This window comes from Jatrophihabitans fulvus, from assembly GCF_054781375.1.
In genome coordinates, this window is the sequence record NZ_BAAGUN010000007.1 from 117,157 (window position 1) to 141,479 (window position 24,323).

The 24,323-nt window shown below is 69.7% G+C and carries 21 protein-coding genes; 18 read left to right on the forward strand and 3 right to left on the reverse strand.

Annotated features, from left to right (window positions below; genetic code table 11):
• Window positions 1-142: 142 nt before the first annotated feature.
• The 6 genes from nusG (at window position 143) to rplL (ending at window position 5,829) form a co-directional block, all read left to right on the forward strand.
• Window positions 143-988, forward strand: coding sequence for a transcription termination/antitermination protein NusG (nusG, locus tag ACYVP9_RS20070; protein WP_460606944.1), 846 nt, complete (start codon window positions 143-145; stop codon window positions 986-988).
• Between the two features lie 64 nt (window positions 989-1,052).
• Window positions 1,053-1,484: a 50S ribosomal protein L11 gene (gene rplK / locus ACYVP9_RS20075; protein WP_460606727.1), complete on the forward strand. Its 432-nt coding sequence runs from the start codon at window positions 1,053-1,055 to the stop codon at window positions 1,482-1,484.
• An 84-nt stretch (window positions 1,485-1,568) separates the two neighbouring features.
• Entirely contained in the window at window positions 1,569-2,291 is a 723-nt protein-coding gene (gene rplA, locus ACYVP9_RS20080) for a 50S ribosomal protein L1 (protein ID WP_460606728.1), read from the forward strand.
• A gap of 105 nt (window positions 2,292-2,396) precedes the next feature.
• Complete coding sequence (locus ACYVP9_RS20085) at window positions 2,397-4,586, forward strand: hypothetical protein (RefSeq protein WP_460606729.1); 2,190 nt, start codon at window positions 2,397-2,399, stop codon at window positions 4,584-4,586.
• A gap of 211 nt (window positions 4,587-4,797) precedes the next feature.
• Window positions 4,798-5,397, forward strand: coding sequence for a 50S ribosomal protein L10 (gene rplJ, locus ACYVP9_RS20090; RefSeq protein WP_460606730.1), 600 nt, complete (start codon window positions 4,798-4,800; stop codon window positions 5,395-5,397).
• Between the two features lie 42 nt (window positions 5,398-5,439).
• Window positions 5,440-5,829 (forward strand): ribosomal protein bL12, encoded by a 390-nt coding sequence (rplL, locus tag ACYVP9_RS20095; protein ID WP_460606731.1) that lies wholly within the window; start codon window positions 5,440-5,442, stop codon window positions 5,827-5,829.
• Between the two features lie 211 nt (window positions 5,830-6,040).
• Here rplL and ACYVP9_RS20100 read toward each other — a convergent pair whose 3' ends face one another.
• The 3 genes from ACYVP9_RS20100 to ACYVP9_RS20110 are packed head-to-tail and all read right to left on the reverse strand — an operon-like array spanning window position 6,041 to window position 8,027.
• Entirely contained in the window at window positions 6,041-7,030 is a 990-nt protein-coding gene (locus ACYVP9_RS20100) for an asparaginase (RefSeq protein ID WP_460606732.1), read from the reverse strand.
• Complete coding sequence (locus ACYVP9_RS20105; protein WP_460606733.1) at window positions 7,027-7,809, reverse strand: magnesium and cobalt transport protein CorA; 783 nt, start codon at window positions 7,807-7,809, stop codon at window positions 7,027-7,029. The genes ACYVP9_RS20100 and ACYVP9_RS20105 overlap by 4 nt, the downstream gene beginning before the upstream one ends.
• Window positions 7,806-8,027 carry a hypothetical protein gene (locus tag ACYVP9_RS20110; protein WP_460606734.1) on the reverse strand — a complete coding sequence of 74 codons (222 nt, stop codon included), beginning with the start codon at window positions 8,025-8,027 and terminating at the stop codon, window positions 7,806-7,808. Before ACYVP9_RS20110 ends, ACYVP9_RS20105 begins: the two co-directional genes overlap by 4 nt.
• A gap of 395 nt (window positions 8,028-8,422) precedes the next feature.
• On the opposite strand from ACYVP9_RS20110, the gene ACYVP9_RS20115 reads away from it, so the two are divergent.
• The 12 genes from ACYVP9_RS20115 to rpoB all read left to right on the forward strand — a co-directional run bounded on the left by ACYVP9_RS20115 (window position 8,423) and on the right by rpoB (window position 24,299).
• Window positions 8,423-9,583 carry an ABC transporter ATP-binding protein gene (locus ACYVP9_RS20115; protein ID WP_460606735.1) on the forward strand — a complete coding sequence of 387 codons (1,161 nt, stop codon included), beginning with the start codon at window positions 8,423-8,425 and terminating at the stop codon, window positions 9,581-9,583.
• A 7-nt stretch (window positions 9,584-9,590) separates the two neighbouring features.
• Window positions 9,591-10,367, forward strand: coding sequence for an MlaE family ABC transporter permease (locus tag ACYVP9_RS20120; protein WP_460606736.1), 777 nt, complete (start codon window positions 9,591-9,593; stop codon window positions 10,365-10,367).
• A 65-nt stretch (window positions 10,368-10,432) separates the two neighbouring features.
• The gene (locus tag ACYVP9_RS20125) at window positions 10,433-11,209 is read left to right on the forward strand and encodes an MlaE family ABC transporter permease (RefSeq protein WP_460606945.1); all 777 of its coding nucleotides are present in this window, start codon (window positions 10,433-10,435) and stop codon (window positions 11,207-11,209) included.
• A 1-nt stretch (window position 11,210) separates the two neighbouring features.
• Window positions 11,211-12,521, forward strand: coding sequence for an MCE family protein (locus tag ACYVP9_RS20130; protein ID WP_460606737.1), 1,311 nt, complete (start codon window positions 11,211-11,213; stop codon window positions 12,519-12,521).
• Window positions 12,518-13,579 carry an Mce/MlaD family protein gene (locus ACYVP9_RS20135; RefSeq protein ID WP_460606738.1) on the forward strand — a complete coding sequence of 354 codons (1,062 nt, stop codon included), beginning with the start codon at window positions 12,518-12,520 and terminating at the stop codon, window positions 13,577-13,579. Before ACYVP9_RS20130 ends, ACYVP9_RS20135 begins: the two co-directional genes overlap by 4 nt.
• A complete protein-coding gene (locus ACYVP9_RS20140) occupies window positions 13,579-14,640 on the forward strand; it encodes an Mce/MlaD family protein (RefSeq protein ID WP_460606739.1) in 1,062 nt (353 codons plus the stop codon). The genes ACYVP9_RS20135 and ACYVP9_RS20140 overlap by 1 nt, the downstream gene beginning before the upstream one ends.
• Before the next feature lie 2 nt (window positions 14,641-14,642).
• On the forward strand, window positions 14,643-15,851 hold the full coding sequence (locus ACYVP9_RS20145) for an Mce/MlaD family protein (RefSeq protein WP_460606740.1): 1,209 nt from the start codon (window positions 14,643-14,645) through the stop codon (window positions 15,849-15,851).
• 1 nt (window position 15,852) lies between these two features.
• Window positions 15,853-17,013, forward strand: coding sequence for an Mce/MlaD family protein (locus ACYVP9_RS20150; RefSeq protein ID WP_460606741.1), 1,161 nt, complete (start codon window positions 15,853-15,855; stop codon window positions 17,011-17,013).
• A 7-nt stretch (window positions 17,014-17,020) separates the two neighbouring features.
• Complete coding sequence (locus tag ACYVP9_RS20155) at window positions 17,021-18,322, forward strand: Mce/MlaD family protein (RefSeq protein WP_460606742.1); 1,302 nt, start codon at window positions 17,021-17,023, stop codon at window positions 18,320-18,322.
• Window positions 18,323-18,404: 82 nt separating this feature from the next.
• Window positions 18,405-19,067, forward strand: coding sequence for a hypothetical protein (locus tag ACYVP9_RS20160; protein ID WP_460606743.1), 663 nt, complete (start codon window positions 18,405-18,407; stop codon window positions 19,065-19,067).
• On the forward strand, window positions 19,067-20,413 hold the full coding sequence (locus ACYVP9_RS20165; protein WP_460606744.1) for a hypothetical protein: 1,347 nt from the start codon (window positions 19,067-19,069) through the stop codon (window positions 20,411-20,413). Before ACYVP9_RS20160 ends, ACYVP9_RS20165 begins: the two co-directional genes overlap by 1 nt.
• 448 nt (window positions 20,414-20,861) lie before the next feature.
• The gene (rpoB, locus tag ACYVP9_RS20170) at window positions 20,862-24,299 is read left to right on the forward strand and encodes a DNA-directed RNA polymerase subunit beta (RefSeq protein WP_460606745.1); all 3,438 of its coding nucleotides are present in this window, start codon (window positions 20,862-20,864) and stop codon (window positions 24,297-24,299) included.
• Window positions 24,300-24,323: the final 24 nt, after the last annotated feature.

Below are 24,323 nucleotides of genomic sequence, written 5' to 3' on the forward strand. Positions count from 1 at the left end.
CACCGTCGGTCCGCCATCGAGCAAGAGAAGAGAGAGTGTGTCCGAGAACGACGCAGCCGGCGACGAAGTCCTGACGCCGCGCGCCAGCGAGTCCGCGCAGTCCGCCGCCGACGGCCCAGCCGACCTGGCGGAGGCCGCCCGGCTGCTGGGTGCCGACGACGACGGACCGACGTCGAACCCGGCCGACGACGAACTCGACCTCGCCGGCCTCGAGCAGTCCGAGAGCGACGCCGAGACGGCGTCCGAGTCCGTGCAGGACGCCGACCTGAACTCCGACGCCGTCGAGTCGGCGACGCCGACCGACGAGACCGTCGAGGCCCTCGCCGGCGACGGCCTCGTCGACACCGCCGCCGAGAGCGACGAGGAGGAGGACCCGGTCGAGGCCCTCCGCCGCGAGCTGAAGATGCAGTTCGGCGACTGGTACGTCGTGCACTCCTACGCCGGTTACGAGAACAAGGTGAAGACCAACCTCGAGAGCCGCATCCAGTCGCTCGACATGGAGGACTACATCTTCCAGGTCGAGGTCCCGACCGAGGACGTCGTCGAGATCAAGAACGGCAAGCGCCAGCAGGTGCAGCGCAAGGTCTTCCCGGGCTACATCCTCGTCCGCATGGACCTCAACGACGAGTCGTGGGGCGCCGTCCGCAACACCCCGGGCGTCACCGGCTTCGTCGGGGCGACCTCCCGGCCGTCGCCGCTCACCGAGGACGAGGTCGTCAAGATCCTGGCGCCGGCCACCAAGAAGGCCGAGGTCGTCGCCAAGGGCGGCGAGAAGGCCGCCGGCGCCACCGCCGGTGCCGACAAGCCGACCTACGAGGTCGACTTCTCGGTCGGCGAGTCGGTCACCGTCATGGACGGTCCGTTCGCCACGCTCCCGGCCACCATCAACGAGATCGACCCCATGCACCAGAAGCTGCGGGTGCTGGTGTCGATCTTCGGGCGTGAGACCCCGGTCGAACTGTCGTTCAGCCAGGTCTCGAAGCTCTGACACACGTGGGAGGGCCGGGAGACACCCGGTCCGCCTGACCACCCGAGGAAAGAAGAAAGCAGTCATGCCACCGAAGAAGAAGCTCGCTGCGGTCATCAAGCTGCAGATCCAGGCCGGCGCCGCGAACCCGGCCCCGCCGGTCGGCCCCGCGCTGGGCCAGCACGGCGTCAACATCATGGAGTTCTGCAAGGCGTACAACGCGGCCACCGAGTCGCAGCGCGGGCAGATCGTCCCCGTCGAGATCTCGGTCTTCGAGGACCGCTCGTTCACCTTCGTCACCAAGACGCCCCCGGCCGCGCGCCTGCTGCTCAAGGCCGCCGGCGTCGACAAGGGCAGCGGCGAGCCGCACACCAAGAAGGTCGCCAAGGTCTCCATGGCGCAGGTCCGCGAGATCGCGGAGGCCAAGATGGAGGACCTCAACGCCAACGACATCGACCAGGCCGCGAAGATCATCGCCGGCACCGCGCGGTCGATGGGCATCACCGTCGAGGGCTGAGCCGCTCCGGCTCCCCCCGACCCCCAGCACTCGTGGGAGGACGCACCGCGTCCGCCTGACCACTGACAAGGAAGAGACACACTCATGGCACAGCGCAGCAAGGCCTACCGCAAGGCCGCCGAGCTCATCGAGGACGGCAAGATCTACTCGCCGCTCGAGGCGGCGACCATCGCCCGCGAGGCGGGCAACACCAAGTTCGACGCGACCGTCGAGGTCGCGATGCGTCTCGGCGTCGACCCCCGCAAGGCCGACCAGATGGTGCGCGGCACCGTCAGCCTGCCGCACGGCACCGGCAAGACCGTCCGCGTCATCGTCTTCGCGACCGGTGACAAGGCCGAGCAGGCCCTGGCCGCCGGCGCCGACAAGGTCGGCAGCGACGACCTGATCCAGGAGATCACCGACGGTTTCCTCGACTTCGACGCCGCGATCGCCACGCCCGACCAGATGGCCAAGGTCGGCCGCGTCGCCCGCGTGCTCGGCCCGCGTGGTCTCATGCCGAACCCGAAGACCGGCACCGTCACCCCGGACGTGGCGAAGGCCGTCACCGACATCAAGGGCGGGAAGATCAGCTTCCGGGTCGACAAGCAGGCCAACCTGCACCTGATCATCGGCAAGGCGTCGTTCTCGCCCGAGCAGCTGGTCGAGAACTACGCGGCCGCGCTCGACGAGATCCTGCGCTCGAAGCCGTCCGCGGCCAAGGGCCGGTACCTGCGCAAGGTGACGTTCTCGAGCACCATGGGACCGGGCGTGCCGGTCGACGTGAACCGCACGCGCAACCTCACCGAGGACGCCGTCGCCCCGGCGTGACGCCCTCCTCCTGAGACTTCGGCGGGAGCCCGATCCGGCAGCGGATTGGGCTCCCGCGGCATTTAAGCCAGACTCGGCGGGTTCGTCGTGATCTCGGGAGGGTCCATGCGATCAGCAGTGCGGGCACTGGGCGTCGCCGTGTCGGCAGCTCTGGCCGTCACCGGGGCCGGTGTTGTCGCCGCTGCCCCGGCCGCTGCCCGAACCGTTCCGCTCGCCGGCTCGTACGTCGCTCTCGCCACGCCGACCCGTGTCGCGGACACCCGCACCGGCGCGGCCGGGAACCCGAAGGGCGCCGTGCGCGCCGGCGGTGGCATGACCGTCGTGGTCGCGGGTCGGTCGGGGGTGCCGGCGACCGGCGTCGGCGCGGCCGTCCTCACGGTGACGGCGGTGTCCGCCACCGGAACCGGGTCGCTGGTCGCCTTCCCGTACGGCACGACGCATCCCACGACCCGCACGGTGTCCTTCACGAAGGGTCAGCGGGCGATCACGGCCACCACGGTGGTGCCGCTGCGGTCCGGACGCATCGCCGTCCACAACTTCGCGACGTCGGGCACCGTCCAGGTGACCGTCGACGTGTCGGGCTACTACCGCTCGGGCGCACCGTCGAGCACCGAGCCCGGCGTCTACCGGGCGGTCACGCCGTCCCACCTCGTCGACACGACCACCGGGCTCGGCGTGAAGAAGGCGCGGGTCGCGGCGGGGAAGTCGATCTCGGTCTCCCTCGGCGGGCGCGGCGGCCTGCCGGCCACGCCCGGCGCGGTCGCCGCCACCATCACGGCCGTGTCGCCGACGAAGTCGGGGACCTTCACGGCCGGACGGTCGGACGAGTCGGCGGCGTACGGCGTCAGCAGCTACGGCTACATCACCTTCTCCGCCGGGCGGACGGTCTCGGCGTTCGTCCCGCTGCGGGTCGAGGACGGCAAGGCCGTCATCACGAACGTCTCGTCGGGCACCGTCGACCTCCGCGTCGACGTCGTCGGGTTCTGGAACCTGGGGTTCGCCCAGCAGCCCGACACGTTCCAGACCCGGGTGCAGACCCGGCTGCCCACGGTCTCGATCCCCGCGAACGGCACCCGCACGATCGCCGCCGGCGGTCGTGGCGGCGTCGAACGGTCGGGAGTCCGCGCGGTGCTCGTCACGCTGCACGTGGTCACGCCCTCGGCCTCCGGTGCGCTGCAGGTCTCCGCGCCGGGTGCTCGCGCCGGAGGAGCCGCCGTGCAGTTCGACGCGGGCGCCAGCCAGGGCAACGTCGTCGTCGCCGCCACGGCGTCGAACGGCTCCTTCGCGGTCAAGAACCTCTCGGCCCGGGCCCTCTCGGTGATCGCCGACATCGACGGGTACGTGCCGGGCAACGGATACACCCAGCCGACGGGGAAGGCGACGGCGCGCTACCTCGAAGGCTTGACTGGGACGCTCGACGATGGTCATGGCCATGGCGACCTCATGACCATGGCCGAGTACGGCCAGCAGGACGCCACCGCGGGATACGCCTTCGTCCTGCTTGATGTCGGGGCGCAATCGGTGTCGTCGCCGGTGCTGTCGAAGTCCACGCCCGGGGTGTCGCTGGCGCTCACCTCGAAGCGGGTGCCCTACGTGTATGCGGACCTGGTCAAGCTTGTGAAGGCGTACATCACCGGTTACCTCGGTGTGTCCGGCCACCCGGTGTCGCCGATCGTCGCGGTCGGGACGAACAACAGTGGCGCGGGTACCTGGGATCCCGGCCAGCCAGCGACCTACTACGCGCCCGCGAGCCGCGGCGCCGACTGGGCGAACCAGGTGATCGAGCGGCTTCAGCGCGCCGACGTCCGCGTTCGGGCCGCAAATGACATCGAGGCGGGTTTCGTCAGCGATCAGCACCAGGCGCTGGACTGGGAATCGTCCTACCTGTCGGCTGCGACGCTCACGGGCTCCGGTCCTGAGCTGTACTTCATCGGGTCGGCGGACGGTTGTCCCAAGGGCTGGCGTACGGGAACTTGCGCGTACGGCTGGACGCCGGCGCAGATGATCACACTGGCCTCACAGCCCGGCGTGGCCGCTGTGCCGCAGATCTACCTGGGCTATCAAGCGACCCAGTGGGCCGAGCTCGCCGCATACGCGCACAGCGTCGGCAAGGCCCTCAGTTTCACGGGCATCCTGACCCAGTTCGCGCGCGACGACGACACATTGACGCCGACGCAGGCGGCCAGTGCCATCAACCGCGCACTGCTGTCCGTGGGTCGCCCTCCCTTGTCGACCTTCGTCGCCGACTTCGGTCTCCCGCGGGGCAATTTGGCCGGGCGGCACCTGCCCGCGTAGCCTGGGACGCGATCCACCCGAAGACCGCTGGTCGTCACGTGCGCGCACGTGACCGAACGCCTTCCGGAGCGCCGGAAGCGACCCGCGCAGGATGGCACGGTACGTGTGCGGCTGCGGCCGCCCCCACGCCCCGCGCGCCCTGCGCCGGGGCGTTTCTCGTTCTCCAGGGGCGCCGAGCCGACCGGCCCGACAAGAACGAGAGGAGGAGCACGTGCCGAACTCCGAGAAGATCGACGCCGTCGCCGAGATCACCGAGCACTTCTCGACGTCCACCGCCGCCGTCGTCACCGAGTACCGCGGCCTGACGGTCAAGCAGATCAGCGATCTGCGCCGCAAGCTGGGTCGCGAGACCACGTACGCGGTCGTCAAGAACACGCTGACCAAGCGGGCGGCGTCCGAGGCCGGTGTGCCGATCGACGAGAGCATGCTGACCGGACCGACCGCGATCGCGTTCGTCAAGGGCGACGCCGTGGAGGCCGCCAAGGGCCTGCGCGATTTCGCCAAGGCGAACCCGCTGCTGGTCATCAAGGGCGGTGTCCTCGACGGGAACCCGCTCAGCGCCGCGGAGATCAGCAAGATCGCCGACCTCGAGTCGCGCGAGGTGCTGCTCGCCAAGGTGGCCGGCGGCCTGAAGGCCCTGCCCACCCGCGCCGCCGGTCTGTTCCAGGCCCCGGCATCGCAGCTCGCCCGCCTCATGGCCGCGCTGCAGGAGAAGAAGCCCGCCGACGCCGCACCCGCGGCCGACGCGTCCGCGGAGCCCGCCGTGTCGGCGGACGACGCACCCGAAGCATCCGCCGAGCCGGCGGAGTGACCACAGCCGGCTCATCCGGCGATTAGAGAAAGGAACGCCATCATGGCGAAGCTCAGCACCGACGAGCTGCTCGACGCCTTCAAGGAGATGACCCTCCTGGAGCTCAGCGAGTTCGTGAAGCAGTTCGAGGACACCTTCGACGTCACCGCCGCCGCGCCCGTCGCGGTCGCCGCCGCCGGCCCCGCCGGCGGGGGTGCCGCTGCCGAGGAGGCCGCGGAGCAGGACGAGTTCGACGTCATCCTCGAGGCTGCCGGCGACAAGAAGATCCAGGTCATCAAGGAGGTCCGTACGCTCACGAGCCTCGGCCTCAAGGAGGCCAAGGACCTCGTCGACGGCGCGCCGAAGCCGCTGCTCGAGAAGGTCAACAAGGAGACCGCCGACAAGGCCAAGGAGGCCCTCGAGGGCGCCGGCGCCACGGTCACCGTCAAGTAACACCTGCACCATCCGCCGAGGGGCGGTCCGCACCGGGTCACCGGTCGCGGGCCGCCCCTCGCGGCGTTCGTACCCGCGGGATCGACTGGCACCTTCCCGGGATGACTGGTTCGGACGAGCGCTGACTGGACGAGTTCAACTCACCAGTCGGATCCGGACCGTGCCAGTCAACGGGCGGGGGACTGCTGATCGTGGCCCGGGGAGGTAGGGGTCAGGACAGGCCGAGGGCGGCGAGCAGCTCGTCCGAGGGGCTGATCGACCCCTGCGGACGTCCGCCGCCGAGCACGGGCACGTCCGTCCACCGTCGGACGGCGGGGCCGTCGAAGCCCCACGACCGCAGGACGGCGGCGAGTACGGGCGGCAGGGCGCGGTCGGCGCCGTCGGCGATCTTGGCTGCCATCGCCCGTCCGTCGGGCAGCGCCGCGGCCCAGACACCTTCGGCGCCGTCCTTGGCCAGCAGCCCGGGCACCTCGGCGATCAGCTCGCTGACGGCCCGGTCGGTGCCGCCAAGCAGCCAGGGGTGCGCCCTGACGGCCGCATACACCCGTTGCCCGGGCGATCCCGCCGGCGCGGAGGCGATCGCGGCGAAGCCCCGGGCCAGCGCGGGCAGCGGCACCGCGTGCGCGGGGGCGCCGCAGCCGTCGACCGTGCTCGCCGCGATGGGGCCGCCGCACGCGTCCTCGATCTCCCGGCGGACGGCCACCTGCAGCGGGTGCTCGGCATCGAGGTAGGACGCGACCGGCCAGCCGACGCCGGCGCAGGTGGCGACCATCGCGGCGTGCTTGCCCGAGCAGTTGTGGCAGACGGCGGCCGCAGTGCCACCGGCCGCCACCAGCGCCAGCATCGCCGGGCGGTGATGAGGCAGGTCGGGCGGGCAGCCGAGGTCGGCCTCGGTCAGCCCCGCGGCCGCGAGGGTGCGGCGGGCGACGGCGACGTGCCCCGGCTCGGCCTCGTGGCTGGCCGCCGCCAGCGCCAGCGTCTGGTCGTCCGGCGGGGTCCAGCCCGAGCGCAGCATCGCCGCGGCCTGCAGCGGCTTGAGCGACGACCGGGCGAACACCGGCTGCGCGGGATCACCCAGCTCGAGCACAGGTCCGGACGGGTCGAGCAGGACGACCGACCCGCGGTGGCGGGACTCGACCCGTCCGCCGCGGGTCACCGTGACCAGGACGGGACCGGCGTCCGTCCGCCCGTCGGGGTTCACGACGTCAGCTGTCCCAGCGCGTCCGCGTCGAGATGGCCCGACGCGACCGCGGCGTCGTAGTGTTCGCGCACGCCGTCGTCCGCCGCCGCGAAGCGGCCGGCGACCCGCGACCGCTGCGCGGGGGAGAGGTGTTCGAGCAGGACGACGAGCTCCGGCCACAGCCCGGCGTCGGGGGCGGCGGCCACGATCTCTTCGAGCTGGCTTTCGCTGAGCATGCCGACGATGCCGTCGAGGCGGCCGAGGTCGTCGAGCACGTAGCCGATGCGCAGCAGCTGCTCGCCCGAGTACACCGCGAGGCTGGCCCGCAGGCCCGGCTCGTCGACCTCACCCACGAACCCGGCGATGACGACCCACTCGCCGCGGCGGGCGAGCTCGGCGCTGATCGTCGCGACCTTCTCCGGAGGGATCGCGCGGACGACCTCGGGCGCGCGGGCGGCGTCCATCGCCGCGGACACGTCGGCGAGGTAGGAGTCCGAGAGCCGCCCGACCAGGTCGACCGCCTTCTGCGGCTCCATGAGTTCGGCGGTGCGCGCGGCCAGCAGCGGCGGCAGGGTGGCCTGCGTCAGCTTCGCCGCGACGGCCGTGGGGACGGACTTCGACAGCGCCGCCACCCGGGCGAACGCGGGACGGTCGGCCTGGAACAGGGCCTCGGCGACCTGGGCGCGCAGGGCACGGAGGTCCCCGGCGGGCAGGTCCGCGACGACGCCCAGGGCGTCGACCTCGACGCCCAGTGTCTTGGCGAGCTTCATCAGCTCGGGCTGGTTGCCGACGGCGCTCATCCCATCAACACCTTCTTGACGATGCCGCGCACCGGGAACGGGACGTGCTTGAGCGAGGCGGTGAACGCCTCCTCGAGGCTGCGGGCCTGGCGGACGCGGGCGTCCTCGAGCAGGTCGGCCAGCGCGGCCTGCTGCGCGTCGCCGAGGTCGAGCACGCCGGCCGGCGGCTCCGCGCCGAGGAACGTGCGCAGCCTGGTCGCGGCATCGGTGTCGGGCACCGGGACCTCACCTCCACGGCGGGCGCGGGCCCGGACGGCCCGCGCGGTCGCGGCGAACCCTACCCAGCGCGGTCGCCCGGGTGTGCGGGCGCCGGAGGCCGCGTGACGCGGGCCGCGGGGCGTCGCGCCGCGCTCGCGGAGGTCGTATCGAGGCCCCTTTGTCCGTTTCGGCCACCCGTCCGCACCGGTCATTCGCGGAGAAACCGGGACAGTGAGTAACGGTTACGTCAGGCAAGGGGCGGAACTGGGCACAATGTGCGACGCTTGCCGGGCCGGTTCGTTACCAGTCGGTACACGTCTCGTTTAATCGATGCGTCGGTCACTGTGTGCGCCGGGTCACGCCGGGGTACAGCAGGGACGCCGTGTGGTCGTGCGTTCGAGGAAGGAAGGCGTCTGTGGGGGTCGAGGTCGCGGTCCACGAGCTGACGAAGTCCTTCGGTCGGCAGACCATCTGGGGCGACGTCACGCTGACCCTCCCTCCGGGCGAGGTGTCGGCCCTGCTCGGGCCCTCGGGCACCGGCAAGTCGGTGTTCCTCAAGTCGCTGATCGGGCTGCTGAAGCCCGACAAGGGCTCGATCGTCATCCGCGACGTCGACATCGCCCGCTGCAGCGAGTCCAAGCTGTACGAGACCCGCAAACTGTTCGGCGTGCTGTTCCAGGACGGCGCGCTGTTCGGGTCGATGAGCCTGTACGACAACGTCGCGTTCCCGTTGCGCGAGCACACGAAGAAGACCGAGCGCGAGATCAAGGACATCGTCCTCGAGAAGATGGACATGGTCGGTCTGGCCGGCGCCGAGGGCAAGCTGCCCGGCGAGATCTCCGGCGGTATGCGCAAGCGCGCCGGCCTCGCCCGCGCCTTGGTGCTCAACCCCGAGATCATCCTCGTCGACGAGCCCGACTCCGGCCTCGACCCGGTGCGCACCACCTACATCAGCCAGCTGTTCCTGGACATCAACGCCCAGACGGACGCGACCTTCCTCATCGTCACCCACAACATCAACATGGCGCGGACGGTGCCGGACAACCTCGGCATGCTGTTCCGCCGCGAGCTGGTCATGTTCGGCCCGCGCGAGGTGCTGCTGACCTCCGAGGAGCCGGTGATCAAGCAGTTCCTCAACGGCAACATGAACGGCCCGATCGGCATGTCCGAGGAGAAGGACTCCGCGCAGATCGCGGCCGAGCAGGCCATGTTCGCCGCCGGCCACCGTGACGGCGGTGAAGAGGTCGACGGGGTGCCGCCGCAGATGGAGTGCTCGCCGGGCGTGCCCGAGCGCCGTGCCGTCGCCCGCCGCCGCCAGCGCGTCCTCGACATGATGCACACGCTGCCCGACGCCGCCCAGGACGCGATCAAGCGGTTGATGGCCGACGAGGACGCGCACAAGCGCAAGGTCGAGCAGGCCATGCAGAACCTGGACGCGAACTCCGCCGACGCCAACGGCAGCAGCAACGGCAGCGGCAGCAACGGACACCACGGTTCGGACGGCGACGGCGGGCTGGGCCAGCAGGGTGGGCCCGGCCAGGAGCAGCGCCACCCGAGCCCGACCGGGCGGGGATAGCAGGTCCATGCCCTCTCTGTCTCCGGTCGGCGGCATCCGGCAGTCCGGGAAGCTGTTCGCGCTCTTCCTCGACGTCGGTCGCATGACGTTCAAGCGCCCGTTCCAGGTGCGCGAGTTCATCCAGCAGGCGTGGTTCGTCGCCGGCGTCACGCTCCTGCCGACCATCCTCGTGACGATCCCGTTCGGCGCCGTCATCGCGCTGCAGCTGGGCACCCTCGCCCGCCAGATCGGCGCACAGTCGTTCACGGGTTCGGCGTCCGTCCTCGCGATCATCCGGGAGGCCAGCCCGATCGTCGTGGCCCTCCTGATCGCCGGCGCCGGCGGCTCGGCCATCTGCGCCGACCTCGGCAGCCGCAAGATCCGCGACGAGATCGACGCCATGGAGGTGCTCGGCATCTCCCCGGTGCAGCGCCTCGTGGTGCCGCGGGTGCTCGCCTGCATGCTCATCGCACTCGCGCTCAACGGCATCGTGTCGGTCGTCGGCGTGGCCGGCGGGTACTTCTTCAACGTCGTGCTGCAGGGCGGCACACCGGGCGCCTATCTGGCGAGCTTCAGCGCGCTCGCCCAGCTGCCCGACCTCTACGCGGGTGAGATCAAGGCGTTGATCTTCGGCCTGCTGGCCGGTGTGACCGCGTCGTACAAGGGCCTCAACGCCGGCGGCGGCCCCAAGGGCGTGGGCGACGCGGTGAACCAGTCCGTGATCATCACGTTCATGCTGCTGTTCGCGGTCAACTTCGTGATCACCGCGGTGTACTTCCAGGTCGTCCCGGCGAAGGGCACCTGATGGCCACCGACATCGTCGCCACGGCGCGCAAGGTGGTCACCGTGCCGCTCGCCACGCTCGACAACATGGGCGAGCAGCTGTCGTTCTACGGCCGCTCGCTCGCCTGGACGCCACGCACCATCCGCCGCTACAAGAAGGAGACGATGCGGCTGCTGTCCGAGGTCGTCTTCGGCAGCGGCGCGCTCGCGATCATCGGCGGCACCGTCGGCGTCATCGCCTTCCTGACCTTCTTCACCGGCACCGAGGTCGGCCTGCAGGGCTACGCCGCCCTCGAGCAGCTCGGTGTCGCCTCGTACTCCGGATTCATCACCGCGTTCTTCAACACCCGTGAGATCGCGCCGTTGCAGTCGGGCATCGCGCTGTCGGCCACCGTCGGCTGCGGTTTCACCGCCCAGCTCGGCGCCATGCGCATCAGCGAGGAGATCGACGCGCTCGAGGTGATGGCGGTGCCCAGCCTGCCGTTCCTCGTCACCACCCGCATCATCGCGGGGTTCATCGCGGTCATCCCGCTCTACATCATCGGCCTGCTGTCGTCGTACCTCGCGTCGTACGTGATCGTCGTCTACTACTACGGCGACTCGGCAGGCACCTATTCGCACTACTTCCATCTGTTCCTGCCACCGGTCGACGTCATCTGGTCGTTCTTCAAGGTGCTCGTGTTCGCGGTGATCATCATCCTGACCCACTGCTACTACGGCTACACGGCCTCCGGTGGCCCCGCGGGCGTGGGCGTGGCGGTCGGCCGCGCCGTCCGCTTCGCGATCATCGCCGTGATCGTCGTCGACTTCTTCCTGTCGTTCGCCATCTGGGGATCGACGACCAACGTGCGGATCGCGGGCTGACATGGCCAAGGAATCCTTCGCGAAGGTCGCCAAGCGCCGGCTGCTGGGCGTCATGTTCATCGTCATCGCCGTCGGTCTGGTGTCGCTCTCGATCGCGATCTACGCGAAGGTGTTCACCAAGACCGTCGACGTCACTCTCGAGACCAACCGCATCGGCAATCAGCTGCTGCTCGACTCCGATGTGAAGGTCCGCGGCCTGATCGTCGGGTCGGTCGACGACATCACTGCCACCGGCGACGGCGGCGCCAAGGTCGACCTCGCGCTCATGCCCGAGATGGTCAGCAAGATCCCGAAGAACGTGTCGGCGCAGATCCTGCCGAAGACGCTGTTCGGCGAGCAGTACATCGCGCTGATCCTGCCCGACAAGCCGCAGGGTTCGATCGGCGAGGGCGACGTCATCCGCCAGGACCGCACCAAGGGCGCGCTCGAGGCGCAGACCGTGCTCGACAACCTGTTCCCGGTGCTGACGGCGGTGCAGCCGGCCGAGCTCAACGCCACGCTGACCGCGGTCGCGACAGCTCTCAAGGGTCGCGGGAACAAGCTCGGCGAGACGCTCGTCAACGCCAACACCTACATCAAGGCGCTCAACCCGCACACCGAGAAGCTGGTCGCCGACCTGAAGAAGCTCGGCCAGGTCGCGCTGCTCTACAACGACGTCGCGCCCGACCTGTTCGACACGTTGAAGAACCTGCAGACCTCGGTGCGGACGATCACCGAGAAGCAGCAGCAGCTGTCCGAGCTGTGGACCACCGGCACCAGCGCGTCCACGGTCATCGCCGGCTTCCTCGAGCAGAACGCGTCTCGGCTGATCCGCGTCACCGGGCAGACGGCCAAGATCTATCCGCTGCTGGCCGAGTACTCGCCCGAGTTCCCCTGCCTTTTCGAGGGTGTGAACAAGCTGGCCGACGACGCCAACAAGATCATCTACGACAAGCAGATCCACCTGAGCGCGACGGTCGACACCAGCAACCAGGGCAAGTACGTGCCGGGCAACCAGCCACGCTTCATCACCGGGTACGGCCCCAACTGCTTCGGCCTGCCCGACAACCCCACGCCGCGGGACTCGTCCGGCAACTTCCAGATCCCCGGCACGTACCGCTGCGTCAACGACGGTGCGCCGCTGACCGAGGACGCCTGCGCCCAGCGCGGCCCGTCCGCCAACGGCATGCGGTCGCTCAACTCGGTGCAGGAGAACGCGCAGGTCAACTCGTTGATCGCCTCCGACCTGGGCACCGCGCCCACGAAGGTGCCGGGCGTGGCCACCCTGCTGGCCGGACCTCTGCTCAGGGGCAGCGAGGTGGTCGTCAAATGACCCGCGTGGTCCCGCAGCTCATCAAGCTGATCATCTTCCTGGTCGTCACCACGCTGACGACGCTCGTGCTGGCCGCCACCATCGCGAACCGTTCCTTCGGCGACGCCGCGAACTACAAGGCGATCTTCTCCGACGTCACGGGCCTGAACGAGGGCGACGACGTGCGCATCGCCGGCGTCCGGGTCGGCACCGTCCAGAGCATCACCATCCTCAAGCGTGACGAGGGGCGGCAGCAGAGCGTCGCCGAGGTCGAGTTCAGCGTCCAGAAGTCGCGGCCGCTGCCCACCACCGCCACGGCGACCATGCGGTACCGCAACCTCGTGGGCCAGCGCTACATCGACGTCGAGCGCGGCGCGGGCGCGTCGAACAAGATGCTGGAGGCCGGCGGCACCATCCCGCTGAGCCAGACGGCGCCGGCGGTCGACCTCACCGTGCTCTTCCAGGGATTCCAGCCGCTGACGCAGGGCCTGGACGCGTCGACGCTGAACCAGCTGTCGTACGAGATCATCCAGACGCTGCAGGGGGAGTCGGGCAGCCTGACGAACCTGCTCGCCAACGTCGCCGAGCTCACCAACGCGCTGGCCGACAAGGACAAGGTGATCGGCAGCGTCATCGACAACCTGTCGTCCGTGCTCGACGCCGTGGGCCAGCGCGACGCCGAGCTGACCCAGCTGGTCGTGCAGTTGCGCAACTTCATCTCCGGTCTGGCGCAGGACCGCACGACGATCGGCAACGCCCTCGACGGCATCAACGACCTGACCACGTCCACGGCCGGGCTGCTCACGAAGATCCGCGCGCCCCTACGCAGCGACATCATCGAGCTCAACGGTCTGGTCGCGAACCTCAACCGCAACAAGTCGACGACGCAGTTCGTGCTGACCCAGATCCCACCGACCGTCGCGGGGCTGATCCGCACGGCGTCCTACGGCTCCTGGTTCAACTTCTACCTGTGCTCGCTGTCCGGTGAGTTGTCGATCGGCAAGAAGGCGGACGGAACCTCGGTGGCGGCCATCCCCATCCCCAACACCAAGCTCGGCAACGGGTCGAGGTGCGGGTGATGAGCGAGCAGACCGAACGTCCGGAGCACAGCGACGACACCGCACCGCTGCAGACGCGCAAGGCGCCCAAGATCGGCAAGTCGTTCTCGCAGCGCAACCCGACGCCGATCGGCGCCATCGGGTTGGTGTTCATCCTCGTGCTGCTGTTCGCGGCCTTCAACGCCAAGTCGCTGCCGCTGATCGGCGGCGGCACGCAGTACACCGCGCAGTTCACCGAGTCGGCCAACCTCAAGGCCGACGACGACGTCCGCATCGCCGGCGTCCGCGTCGGACAGGTCGACGACGTCAGCGTCAAGAACGACACCGTGACGGTGCACTTCACCGTCAAGAACGGTTTCGTGGGCGACCAGAGCACGATCGACATCAAGCTGCGCACCCTGCTCGGCGCCAAGTACCTGTCCATCGACTCGGTGGGCTCGAAGAGCCAGGACCCGGGCGAGACGATCGGCACGAGCCGCACCACGTCACCGTTCGACGTCTACCCCGCCTTCTCGAAGCTCACCGACACGATCGACCAGATCGACACCAAGCAGCTGCAGAAGGCGCTCGGCGTGCTGTCCGACGACTTCAGCGGCACGCCGAAGTACGTCGGACCGGTGGTGCAGGGGCTGTCCCGGCTGTCCAACACCATCTCCTCGCGCGACACGCAGCTGCGCACCCTGCTCGCGCGCGCCAACCAGGTCACGGGTGTGCTGGCCGACCGCGACGCCGACCTGCAGAAGATCCTGAGCGACGGCAACCTGCTGCTGCAGGAACTCGACTTCCGCCGCAACGCGATCCGCTCGCTGCTCACCAACACGCAGGTCCTCGCCACGCAGCTGCGCGGGCTCGTGTCCGACAACCAGGCCACGCTCAACCCACTGCTGAAGAACCTCGACGAGCTCATCACCCTGCTGCGCAAGAACGAGGACAACCTCGAGCGCAGCGTCCAGTTGCTGGGGCCGTTCTACCGGTTGTTCAACAACGTCGTGGGCAACGGCCGGTGGTTCGACAACTACATCCAGAACTTCAACGGTTCCGTCGCCGGCGGACTGCTCGAGAACCTGCTGGGAGGGGGCTGACCATGGCTTTCTCCGGCAAGGCCCTGACCAAGAACCTGACCCGCGTCGTCGCCGTCGTCGTCGTGCTCGCCGTCGTCGCGGGCGGGCTGTACTACTTCCTCAGTGGCGACGACACCAAGAAGGTGACGGCCCGCTTCACCGCCGCGGTCGGCATCTACACCGGTACGCCGGTACGGCAGCTCGGCGTCAACATCGGCGAGGTGACCTCCGTCCACCCGAAGGGCGCGTACGTCGAGGTCGGCATGGAGTACGACTCGCAGTACGACCTGCCCGCCAAGGCCACCGCGGTCGAGGTTGCGAACTCACTCGTCAGCGACCGCTACATCCAGCTGTCGGCCTACAGCGGCAAGGGCCCCAAGCTCGCCGACGGAGCGAAGATCCCGCTCGACCGCACCGGCGGGCCGGCCGAGCTCGACGACATCTACAAGGCGCTGAACACGCTGTCGACAGCGCTCGGGCCGAAGGGCGCGAACAGCAACGGCGCCCTGTCGAACCTGATCCGGGTCGGTGCCGCCAACCTCGAGGGCAACGGCACCGCGCTCGGCCAGAGCATCTCGAACCTGTCCGCGGCGGCTCGCACGCTGGCGAACGGGCGCAAGGACCTGTTCGGCACGGTGTCGAACCTGCGCAAGTTCACCGACGCACTCAACGAGAGCGACTCCCAGGTGCGTCGCTTCAACCAGCAGCTCGCGTCGGTGTCCGGCTTCCTGGCCGACGAGCGCAGCGACCTGGGTGCCGCGCTCAAGCTGCTCGGACTGGCGCTCAACGACGTGAACGCCTTCGTGAAGAAGAACGCCTCGGTCCTGAAGAAGGACGTCAGCGGCCTGCGCGACGTCACCGACGTGCTCGTCCGGCAGAAGGCCGGCCTCACCGAGACGCTGGCCGTCGCCCCGGTCGCCCTGGCCAACATCGTGCACGCCTACCAGCCGAACATCGGCGTCATCGCGACGCGCAGCAACCTCGCCTCGCTGGTCGACCCCGGTCAGGTCTGCGTGATCATCAAGTCGGCGACCGACACGCTGAAGAAGCTCGGCCCCATCGGCAACCTCCTCGGCCCGCTGACCGACACGATCGTGTCGACCTGCGACTCGTTGGTGAACGGCAGTCCCGATCTCACCAAGCTGCTCGGCAGCGACAAGATCCAGCAGATCGCGACGGGTCTGCTCGGCTCGCTGGGAGAGCTCGTCCCCGGCCTGATCGAGGGTGGGTGACATGAGGCGCACACGCAGCAAGCTCGTGCTCGCGGCGGCCGCGGCCGGCTCCCTGTTCCTCAGCGGGTGCGGGTTCACCGGCCTGTACGGCGCATCGCTGCCCGGCGGAGCCGACCTCGGCGACAGCCCGTTCAGCGTCACCGCCTACTTCGACGACGCCCTCGACCTCGTGCCGCAGTCGGCGGTGAAGGTCAACGACGTCGCGGTCGGCAAGGTCACCGACATCCAGCTGGACGGCTGGAAGGCGAAGGTGACGATGGACGTCAACGACTCCGTCGACCTGCCGGCCAACGCCACCGCCGAGATCGCGCAGACCTCGCTGCTCGGCGAGAAGTACGTCTCGCTCGACCCGCCCGCCGACGACGCGAGCAAGACCAAGCTGCACGACGGGTCGGTGATCAAGATCAGCCGCACCCGGTCGGCCGCCGAGGTCGAGCAGGTGCTGGGCGCCCTGTCGCTCCTGCTGAACGAAGGTGGCCTGCGCCAGATCCGGGTCATCGGTCAGGAACTCGTCACCGCGCTCAAGGGCCGCGAGCCCCAGATCAGGGACCTGCTCGACCAGCTCAACACCTTCGTCGGCACGCTGAACCGCCAGAAGACCGACATCACCACCGCGCTCGATCGCATCGATACGCTGGCGCGCACGCTGAACCGCCAGAAGCAGGTGCTGATCGACACCCTCGACACCTACCCGCAGGCGTTGCGCATCCTCGCGCAGCAGCGTCCGCAGTTCGTGAAGCTGCTCCGCAGCCTCGATCGGCTCGGGGGCGTCGCCACCCGCGTCATCAACGGCACGCAGACGGACCTCGTGACGTCGCTGAAGGCGCTCACGCCGACGCTCAAGCAGTTGCGGGCCAGCGGCGACTACCTGCCGAAGTCGTTGCGCATCCTGGGCACGTTCCCGTTCCCGCTGGGCGCGTCGCGCGAGTTCGTGCGCGGCGACTACGCCAACCTGAACGCGTATCTGAACCTGAACCTCCAGGACACGCTGTGCGGCATCAACAAGGCCCTGTGTCCGGTGACGAACGTCGGGGCGACCTCGAACTCCGCGTCGTCGAAGCCGGCCCGCTCCGGAGCGCCGACGACGCGTTCCGGTCGCTCCGGTTCCAGCGTCCGCGAGGTGCCGCTGCCGGCACCCGTCCTGATCGACACGGGGCGGTGAGCCGGGCGTGCTGAGGCGATCGACCAAGATCCAGCTCATCCTGTTCGTGATCATCACCCTGGTCGGGGTGTCGTACGTGTCGGCCGAGTACGTGGGCCTCGCCAAGAACCTGTTCGGCGACTCGTGCACCGCCCAGGCCGACTTCAAGGACTCGGGCGGCATCTTCACCAATGCCGAGGTCACCTACCGCGGTGTGACGGTCGGGCAGGTCGGCGGCATCCACCTGCGCGACGACGGCATCCGCGTCGATCTGGACCTCGACGACTGCAGCGAGACGAAGATCCCGGCCAACACCGATGCCCGGGTGGCCAACCGCTCGGTCGTCGGCGAGCAGTACATCGACCTGACGCCCGACTCGGACAAGGGGCCGTACCTCGAGAACGGCTCGTTGATCCCGCAGAGCCGCACGTCGATCCCCACGCCGACCAACGTGCTGTTGACCAACCTCAACCAGCTGCTCAAGTCGCTGCCGCTCGACGACCTGCGCACGACGGTGTCCGAGCTCGGCAAGGCGTTCGACGGGCGGGGCAACGATCTCGCCAGCCTGCTCGACTCGTCGAGCCTGTTGCTCGACGACGCCACGAAGAACCTGCCCGACACGATCGCCCTCATCGAGAACTCCTCGACGGTGCTGCAGACCCAGCTCGACACCGGTGACTCGCTGAAGCAGTGGACCCGCAACCTGCGCCTGCTCTCGGCGCAGCTCAAGGCCAGCGACCCCGACATCAGGCGCCTGCTCGACACCGGACCCGACGCGCTCACCACGGTGCAGAACCTGATCGAGGACAACCGCACCGACCTCGGCGCGCTGCTCGCCAACCTGGTCACGGTCGGCGACATCATCGTCGCCAAGCTGCCCGGCGTGGAACAGGTGCTCGAGCTCTACCCCGCGCTGGCGGCCGGCGGCCAGAGCGTGCTGCGTGACAACCCCTTCGTGCCCGGTACGAAGGTCGGCGCCCTGGGTCTGGTGCTCGCAGACACCAAGGGACGGTCGGTCGCCAACGACCCGCCAGACTGCGGCGACCCCAAGCAGAACCGTCAGGGGTACGTCGGCCCTCGGCGTCAGCCCGCCGACATCAGCCCGCAGGAGCCCAACACGTCGGCGCGTTGCACCGCGCCGGCGAGCAGCGGCACGAACGTCCGCGGTTCGGCGAACGTGCCCGGCGGCGATCCCATCAGCACCGCAGGGGGCAACCGTGCCTACCCGCGCCCCATCACGTCCGACATGCTGCAGGTCGACACGGCGCTGCAGCGCGGCAGCTCGACCGAGGACAGCTGGAAGTCGCTCCTCACAGCGTCGCTGCGCTAGTTCTCAACGCCCCCCGACGTAGGGTGGGCGATCGTCCCACCGCGTGCTCCGGCACGCCGCGTCCGGAGAGGAAGGCCGCCGCATGGCTCCGTCGCGACGCGTGCTCGCGCCGGTCGTGACGACCGTGCTGGCCGCCGTGGCTCTCGTCGCCGCCCTGCTGGCCTTCCTGTTCGTCGACACCGACGAGAAAGCGGCGAGCGCGCGGACCTTCACGGCCGACGAGACGGCCGCGATCAATGCCGCGCAGACCGATGTCGCCAACATCTCCAGCCTGCGGCGCTCGCGGTTCGACGCCGACTGGAACCGGGCGGTCAGTGGCCTGACCGGCGATCTGGCCACCCAGTTCAGCCGGAACAAGGCGACGTACCGCAAGACGCTCGTCGACGGAAAGTTCGATCTGGTCGCGAAGGTGCTCCACACGGCCCTGGTCGGCCCGGTCGACGACGACGACGTCGACGGCTACCTGGTGCTCGTCAGCTTCAACGGCTACCGGTCCGACCAGCTCGTGGTGCCGTCCGCCCAGCAGAACACCCTCGTCACCGTGGTGAAGAAGAAGGGCAAGTGGCTGGCGGCCGACCTCAAGAACATCGGCGTGACCGGCGGTCCGGAATCGGGCGGGGCGGCGCTGCCGGGCACCGGCGGCGCGTCGAGCGGCTCGGGCACGACGAGCGGCAGCACGGCGCCGCGGACGCCGGCCACGAGCACCCCGCGCTCGCCCGCCCCGACGACGTCGTCGAGCCGCTGATGAGCGACCAGGACGACACCACACCCGCCACGGACGCCGGACCCGACACGCCGGCGCGGACGAACACCTCCCGGACGCCCGCCGCCCGCAGGACGGCGAGGACGACCCCCCGGTCGGCGGACGCCGCCACCACCGCCGACGCCCCCCAGGAGTCCGCGGCTCCGGCGAAGAAGACTGCGAAGAAGACTGCGAAGAAGGCACCGACGAAGGCGGCGGCCACCAGGGCCGCGAAGAAGGCTCCGGCGAGCACAGGCGTGACCGCGAAGGGCGCCTCGACGTCGCCGTCCACCACGCGGGGCGCCTCGACGTCGCCGTCCACCACGCGGGCCAGGAAGACCCCGGCCACGAAGGCCACAGCCGCGTCGGCGGCGCCCGACGCGACGACGCCCGACGCGACGACAGCGCCGAAGGCCCCGGAGACGGAGGCCCCGGAGACGGAGGCCCCGGAGACGGAGGCCCCGGAGACGGAGGCCCCGGAGGGGGAGGCCGCGGCCGCCGCCACGAGCAGGCCGTCGGTCCCGCCGCGGACGCGCTCGGTCACCTCCCGCGCCCGCCGCATCGGCGCCGCGGCAACCACGACGTCGGCGGCCGCCGCTGCGGGCAGCAGTGCGGACGACGGCACATCCGCGGCCGGGGGCGACGACGAGACCCGCCCGGTGGCGCTCGCGAAGCGACGGTCCGGGGCCGCCGGGTCGGCGACCGCCGAGACCGCAGCGACCCGGAAGCCGGCGAAACCCGCCAAGCGTCCGTCGTCGGCCGCATCGCGCCGCACCGACTCCGACGACGCTGCGGACGGGCCGCGCCGCGTGTCGCTTCCCTACTGGGCGGCCTACGTCCCCGCCGTGGCGCTGGCGGTGGCCGCGGTGGTGTTCGCGAGCCTGGTCGTCGTCCGCCTCGTCGGGGGTGACGACGGCCCCGACACCACGTCCAACCAGGCGCGGGAGCGCGTGCTCGCCGCCGCCAAGACCTGCGTCGCCTCCCTCAACAGCTACCGCTACGACGACATCGCCGCGACCCGGGCGACGGCGAAGCGCTGCACGACGGGAGCCCTGACGGGCCAGTACCTGACGACGGTGAACACGGTCATCGCCAAGAACGCCCCCCGGTTGAAGGCCAGCCAGACGGTGCGCATCGAGACCGGTGGCATCGAGTGCGTGTCGCCGAACGGCGCCCAGTGGGACGTGCTGCTGTACGGGCAGGTCAACCAGACCCGCACCGGTGTGCCCGACGGCCGGGTCGATCCGTTCGCCGCCGTGGCCACGCTCACCGAGAAGAACGGCAGCTGGAAGGTGTCGCGGCTGCGGACCGTCTCGGGTCTCGGCAACGACGCCACCGCCACCTGCTGACGGCGTCGCACCGGCACCGGCACCACACCCGCACCGCCCGGTCGCGTGGTGGACGCGCAGTCTTCCCGGGCCCCCGGCCGCCCTATCGGCCGGCGCCGACCCCCGGCAGTTCAGGGCCGAGGGCGCAACACGCGGGGGTCCGCAGCGCTTGACGAGGGCCGCATCGCGGGGCACAGTTCAACCACGGCTCGCGCCCCGGGCCGCCGTGCAGGCCGGTCCTTCGTACCCCGCAGGCAGGCGAAAGGCGCCGCCGCTGAGGCATGTCGCTGCAGGCATGTCGCTGCAGGCATGTTTGCTCAGCGCGCTGTCACGCGCTACTCTGCTTATTTGCGCTGCCCTCTTCCTGCCTGAGGCCCGTCAAGGGCCTGTTTCATCGCGCCCGCGAGGGTGCGAGGGCCGGTCCGGCAGCGCGGTTAGGCCGCATATCGAGTCCTCGGAAGGACGCATCTTGGCAGTCTCGCGCTCCGGTAAGTCCACCCGCTCCACCCGGTCCGGTATCCCCGGTGCTCCGCCCCGGACCTCCTTCGCAAAGATCCGTGAGCCGCTCGAGGTGCCCAACCTCCTCGCGCTCCAGACGGAGTCGTTCGACTGGTTGATCGGCAACCAGGCCTGGCGCGACCGGGTCGGCGACGACCCCAACGCACAGTCCGGCCTCGAGGAGATCCTCGCCGAGCTGTCCCCGATCGAGGACTTCTCGGGCTCCATGAGCCTGTCGTTCTCGAACCCGCGCTTCGAAGAGGTCAAGGCCTCGATCGAGGAGTGCCGGGACAAGGACATGGTCTATTCGGCCCCGCTCTTCGTCACCGCCGAGTTCACCAACAACACCACCGGCGAGATCAAGTCGCAGACGGTGTTCATGGGCGACTTCCCGATGATGACGAAGAAGGGCACGTTCATCATCAACGGCACCGAGCGTGTCGTCGTCTCGCAGCTGGTCCGCTCGCCGGGCGTGTACTTCGACCGGACGCTCGACAAGACGTCCGACGTCGACGTGTACGGCGTCAAGGTCATCCCCAGCCGCGGCGCGTGGCTCGAGTTCGACGTCGACAAGCGTTCGACCGTCGGCGTCCGCATCGACCGCAAGCGCCGGCAGCCCGTCACCGTGCTGCTCAAGGCCCTCGGCTGGACCGAGGACCGCATCCGCGAGCACTTCTCGTGGTCCGAGACGCTGCTGGCCACCCTCGAGAAGGACCACATCGCCACCGGCGACGAGGCCCTGCTCGACATCTACCGCAAGCTGCGTCCGGGCGAGCCGCCGACGCGCGAGTCCGCGCAGGCGCTGCTCGAGAACCTCTTCTTCAACGGCAAGCGCTACGACCTGGCGAAGGTCGGGCGCTACAAGCTGAACAAGAAGCTGGGCACCGACGCGGCCGTCGAGACCGGCACCCTGACCGAGGACGACATCGTCAAGACGGTCGAGTACCTCATCCGCCTGCACGCGGGCGAGGAGGGCTACGAGACCGACGACATCGACCACTTCGGCAACCGGCGCCTGCGCACGGTCGGCGAGCTGATCCAGAACCAGATCCGGGTCGGCATGTCGCGCATGGAGCGCGTCGTGCGCGAGCGGATGACGACCCAGGACGTCGAGGCGATCACGCCGCAGACCCTGATCAACATCCGGCCGGTCGTCGCGTCGATCCGCGAGTTCTTCGGCACCTCGCAGCTGTCGCAGTTCATGGACCAGACCAACCCGCTGGCCGGCCTGACCCACAAGCGTCGCCTGTCGGCGCTGGGCCCGGGCGGCCTGTCGCGCGACCGCGCCGGCATGGAGGTTCGTGACGTCCACCCGTCGCACTACGGCCGCATGTGCCCGATCGAGACCCCTGAGGGCCCGAACATCGGCCTGATCGGCTCGCTCGCCTCCTACGGCCGGGTGAACGCGTTCGGCTTCGTCGAGACGCCGTACCGCAAGGTCGACAACGGCAAGGTCACCGACGAGATCGCCTACCTGTCCGCCGACGAGGAGGACCGGTACGTCATCGCGCAGGCCAACGCCGTCATCGACGCGAAGGGCAACTTCGCCGAGGACAAGGTGCTGGTCCGCCGCAAGGGCGGCGAGGTCGAGCTCATCGACGGCAACGAGGTCGAGTACATGGACGTCTCGCCGCGCCAGATGGTGTCGGTCGCGTCCGCGATGATCCCGTTCCTCGAGCACGACGACGCCAACCGCGCCCTGATGGGCGCGAACATGCAGCGTCAGGCCGTGCCGCTGCTGCGTTCCGAGGCCCCGCTCGTGGGCACCGGCATGGAGCTGCGCGCCGCCGTCGACGCCGCGGACGTCGTCACCGCCGAGAAGGCGGGTGTGGTCACCGAGCTCTCGGCCGACTACATCACGATCATGGCCGACGACGGCACGCACCAGACGTACCGTCTCGCCAAGTTCGCGCGCTCGAACCACGGCACCAGCTACAACCAGAAGCCGATCGTCGACGAGGGCGACCGCGTCGAGATCGGTGAGGTCATCGCCGACGGCCCGTCCACGGACGAGGGCGAGATGGCGCTCGGCAAGAACATGCTCGTCGCGTTCATGCCGTGGGAGGGCCACAACTACGAGGACGCGATCATCCTCAACCAGCGCATCGTCCAGGACGACGTCCTCACCTCGATCCACATCGAGGAGCACGAGGTCGACGCCCGTGACACCAAGCTGGGTGCCGAGGAGATCACGCGGGACATCCCGAACGTGTCCGAGGAGGTCCTGGCCGACCTCGACGAGCGCGGCATCGTGCGCATCGGCGCCGACGTCGTGCCCGGCGACGTCCTCGTCGGCAAGGTCACGCCCAAGGGCGAGACCGAGCTGACCCCGGAGGAGCGGCTGCTGCGCGCGATCTTCGGCGAGAAGGCCCGCGAGGTGCGCGACACCTCGCTGAAGGTGCCGCACGGCGAGGCCGGCAAGGTCATCGGCGTCCGCGTCTTCAGCCGTGAGGACGGCGACGAGCTGGCGCCCGGCGTCAACGAGCTCGTCCGCGTCTACATCGCCCAGAAGCGCAAGATCCAGGACGGCGACAAGCTCGCCGGCCGTCACGGCAACAAGGGCGTCATCGCCAAGATCCTGCCGCCCGAGGACATGCCGTTCCTCGAGGACGGCACGCCCGTCGACGTCGTGCTCAACCCGCTCGGTGTGCCCAGCCGCATGAACGTCGGCCAGGTTCTCGAGACGCACCTCGGGTGGGTCGCGAAGACCGGCTGGGACATCGAGGGCAACCCCGAGTGGGCCGCGCGCCTCGGCGACCACGCCCGCAAGGGCGATCCCGACACCAACGTGGCGACGCCGGTCTTCGACGGCGCCAAGGAGGACGAGATCACCGGCCTGCTGAGCTCCACGCTCAAGACGCGGGACGGTCAGCAGCTCGTGGGCGCGAGCGGCAAGGCCCGGCTGATGGACGGTCGCAGTGGCGAGCCGTTCCCGGAGCCGATCTCGGTGGGTTACCTGTACATCCTCAAGCTGCTCCACCTGGTCGACGACAAGATCCACGCGCGCTCGACCGGCCCGTACTCGATGATCACGCAGCAGCCGCTGGGTGGTAAGGCGCAGTTCGGTGGCCAGCGCTTCGGTGAGATGGAGTGCTGGGCGATGCAGGCCTACGGCGCGGCCTACGCGCTGCAGGAGCTGCTGACGATCAAGTCCGACGACATCCTCGGCCGCGTCAAGGTGTACGAGGCGATCGTCAAGGGCGAGAACATCCCGGAGCCCGGCATCCCGGAGTCGTTCAAGGTGCTCCTCAAGGAGCTCCAGTCGCTCTGCCTGAACGTCGAGGTGCTCAGCTCCGACGGCACCGCCGTCGAGATGCGCGACACCGACGACGACGTCTACCGCGCCGCCGAGGAGCTCGGCATCGACCTGTCCCGCAGGTTCGAGCCGTCTTCGGTCGAAGAGGTCTGACCTCCCGGTCACCGCGGCCGGCCC

Bases quoted from the DNA above. Each gene is read 5' to 3' on its own strand.
- rplK (WP_460606727.1), top strand. From the start codon at position 1,053: ATGCCACCGAAGAAGAAGCTCGCTGCGGTCATCAAGCTGCAGATCCAG.
- rplA (WP_460606728.1), top strand. From the start codon at position 1,569: ATGGCACAGCGCAGCAAGGCCTACCGCAAGGCCGCCGAGCTCATCGAG.
- ACYVP9_RS20085 (WP_460606729.1), top strand. From the start codon at position 2,397: ATGCGATCAGCAGTGCGGGCACTGGGCGTCGCCGTGTCGGCAGCTCTG.
- rplL (WP_460606731.1), top strand. From the start codon at position 5,440: ATGGCGAAGCTCAGCACCGACGAGCTGCTCGACGCCTTCAAGGAGATG.
- ACYVP9_RS20105 (WP_460606733.1), bottom strand. From the start codon at position 7,809: ATGAGCGCCGTCGGCAACCAGCCCGAGCTGATGAAGCTCGCCAAGACA.
- ACYVP9_RS20120 (WP_460606736.1), top strand. From the start codon at position 9,591: ATGCCCTCTCTGTCTCCGGTCGGCGGCATCCGGCAGTCCGGGAAGCTG.
- ACYVP9_RS20125 (WP_460606945.1), top strand. From the start codon at position 10,433: ATGGGCGAGCAGCTGTCGTTCTACGGCCGCTCGCTCGCCTGGACGCCA.
- ACYVP9_RS20130 (WP_460606737.1), top strand. From the start codon at position 11,211: ATGGCCAAGGAATCCTTCGCGAAGGTCGCCAAGCGCCGGCTGCTGGGC.
- ACYVP9_RS20135 (WP_460606738.1), top strand. From the start codon at position 12,518: ATGACCCGCGTGGTCCCGCAGCTCATCAAGCTGATCATCTTCCTGGTC.
- ACYVP9_RS20140 (WP_460606739.1), top strand. From the start codon at position 13,579: ATGAGCGAGCAGACCGAACGTCCGGAGCACAGCGACGACACCGCACCG.
- ACYVP9_RS20145 (WP_460606740.1), top strand. From the start codon at position 14,643: ATGGCTTTCTCCGGCAAGGCCCTGACCAAGAACCTGACCCGCGTCGTC.
- ACYVP9_RS20150 (WP_460606741.1), top strand. From the start codon at position 15,853: ATGAGGCGCACACGCAGCAAGCTCGTGCTCGCGGCGGCCGCGGCCGGC.
- ACYVP9_RS20160 (WP_460606743.1), top strand. From the start codon at position 18,405: ATGGCTCCGTCGCGACGCGTGCTCGCGCCGGTCGTGACGACCGTGCTG.
- ACYVP9_RS20165 (WP_460606744.1), top strand. From the start codon at position 19,067: ATGAGCGACCAGGACGACACCACACCCGCCACGGACGCCGGACCCGAC.